Below are 1,942 nucleotides of genomic sequence, written 5' to 3'. Positions count from 1 at the left end.
CTTCAGGTCTTTCGCCTTGCCGACGTAGAGCACCTCGCCCTTGGCATCGAAATAGCGGTAGACGCCCGGCAGGGCCGGCAGCGCATTGACTTCGGTCAGCAGCCTTTCGCGGCCCTCGCGCGCGGCGGCCTCCACCTCGGCGGTGCGCTGCTTTTCGGCGGTGGCGATGGCGGCCCGCTCGGCCACCTGCTCAGATTGCTGCGGATCACCGGCATCGGTGTTGGAAGGGGTCGTACTCGACATGGCTGGAATTGTGGCCTGGGAGAATCGGGGCATGAGAGCGCCGATGCTTTGGGACATCTTCTGCCGCGTCATCGACAACCATGGCGATCTGGGCGTCTGCTGGCGGCTGGCACGCGACCTCGCGGCGCGCGGCGATGAGGCCAGGCTGTGGATCGATGAGCCGTCGGCCCTGGCCTGGATGGCACCGGACCGCCCCGCCGCCATCGACGTGCGCGCCTGGCCCGAGGGCGACGTGCTCGAGCAGCCCGGCGACATCGTCATCGAGGCCTTTGGCTGCGAACTGCCGCCGGCCTTTGCGGCCCGCATGGCCGCGCGCCAGCAGCCAGCGCGGTGGATCAATCTCGAATACCTCAGCGCCGAGGACTATGTCGAGCGCAGCCATGGCCTGGCCTCACCGCAGTTCAGCGGCCCTGGCGCGGGGCTGACCAAGCACTTCTTCTACCCCGGCTTCACGCCACGCACCGGCGGCCTGCTGCGCGAACCGGGTTTGTTGGAGCGCATCGCCGGCTTCGATGGCACGGCCTGGCTGGCTGAGCGGGGCTGGTCGCCGCTGCCTGGCGAGCGCGTCGTCAGCCTGTTCGCCTATGCCAATGCGGCCCTGCCGGCTCTGCTCGACGCGCTGGGCAACGAGCCCACGCTGCTGCTCGCCTGCCCCGGCCCGCTGCAGGCACAGGTTCACGAACGCCCAGGCTTGCGCACCATCGCCCTGCCCTATCTGGCCCAGGACGACTACGACCGGTTGCTCTGGGCCTGCGATCTGAATTTCGTGCGCGGCGAGGACTCGTTCGTGCGCGCGCAATGGGCCGGCAAGCCTTTCGTCTGGCATATCTATCCCCAGCACGACGACGCCCATCACGCCAAGCTCGAAGCCTTCATGGCGCGTGCCGAACTGCCTGCATCCTGGCGCGCGGTCTGGCGTGGCTGGAACGGCCTGACTCCCTTACCCGCCTCGCTCACCGGCCTGGACGAGGCCGCCGAGCAAGCGCCGAGGTGGCGTGCGCAATTGGCGGCGCAGCCCGACCTGCTGACGCAGCTGCAGGGCTTCTTAGGGGTTTCCAGCTAGAATGACGGGCTTTGCCGCGCCAACCCGAGACGGGTTCTCCTGGAGTCTGGTGCGCCGTCCAGCCGGAATCTCCGGCGCCTCACACCGCAATTCACCATGAAACTCGCTCAAGAAATCCGCGCCGGCAACGTGATCATGCAGGGCAAGGACCCGATGGTCGTCCTGAAGACCGAATACAGCCGTGGTGGCCGTGGAGCTGCCACCGTGCGCATCAAGATGAAGAACCTGCTGAACGGCGCGGGTGCCGAGCTGGTCTTCAAGGCCGACGACAAGATGGAGCAGATCATCCTAGACAAGAAGGAGTGCACCTACACCTACTTCGCCGACCCGATGTATGTCTTCATGGACACCGAGTACAACCAGTACGAAGTCGAGTCCGAGAACATGGGTGACGCTCTGTCCTACCTCGAAGACAGCATGGCCGCGGAAGTGACCTTCTACGACGGCAAAGCCATCTCCATCGAACTGCCCACCAGCGTCGTGCGCGAGATCGAGACCGAGCCGGCCGCCAAGGGCGACACCTCGGGCAAGGTCATGAAGCCCGCCCGCCTGAAGGGCACCGGCTTCGAGATCTCCGTGCCGGCGTTCGTCGAGAACGGCGACAAGATCGAAATCGACACCCGCACCCACGAGTAC

The 1,942-nt window shown here is 66.2% G+C and carries 2 protein-coding genes and 1 pseudogene; 2 read left to right on the top strand and 1 reads right to left on the bottom strand.

What is annotated here, in order from left to right; all coding sequences use genetic code 11:
• Nucleotides 1-243 (bottom strand): annotated as a pseudogene (locus tag AC1DU6_RS29280) (excinuclease ABC subunit UvrC); the annotation flags it as partial.
• 43 nt (nt 244-286) lie between these two features.
• Here AC1DU6_RS29280 and earP point away from each other — a divergent pair.
• The gene (gene earP / locus AC1DU6_RS29275) at nt 287-1,306 is read left to right on the top strand and encodes an elongation factor P maturation arginine rhamnosyltransferase EarP (RefSeq protein WP_477861478.1); all 1,020 of its coding nucleotides are present in this window, start codon (nt 287-289) and stop codon (nt 1,304-1,306) included.
• A gap of 96 nt (nt 1,307-1,402) precedes the next feature.
• The coding region (efp, locus tag AC1DU6_RS29270; RefSeq protein WP_477861476.1) for an elongation factor P at nt 1,403-1,942 on the top strand (540 nt) is incomplete at its 3' end.

This window comes from Roseateles sp. P5_B10 (genome assembly GCF_056400485.1).
The sequence above is the reverse complement of the archived record's forward strand: the minus strand, read 5'-3'. Positions and strand labels throughout refer to the sequence as shown.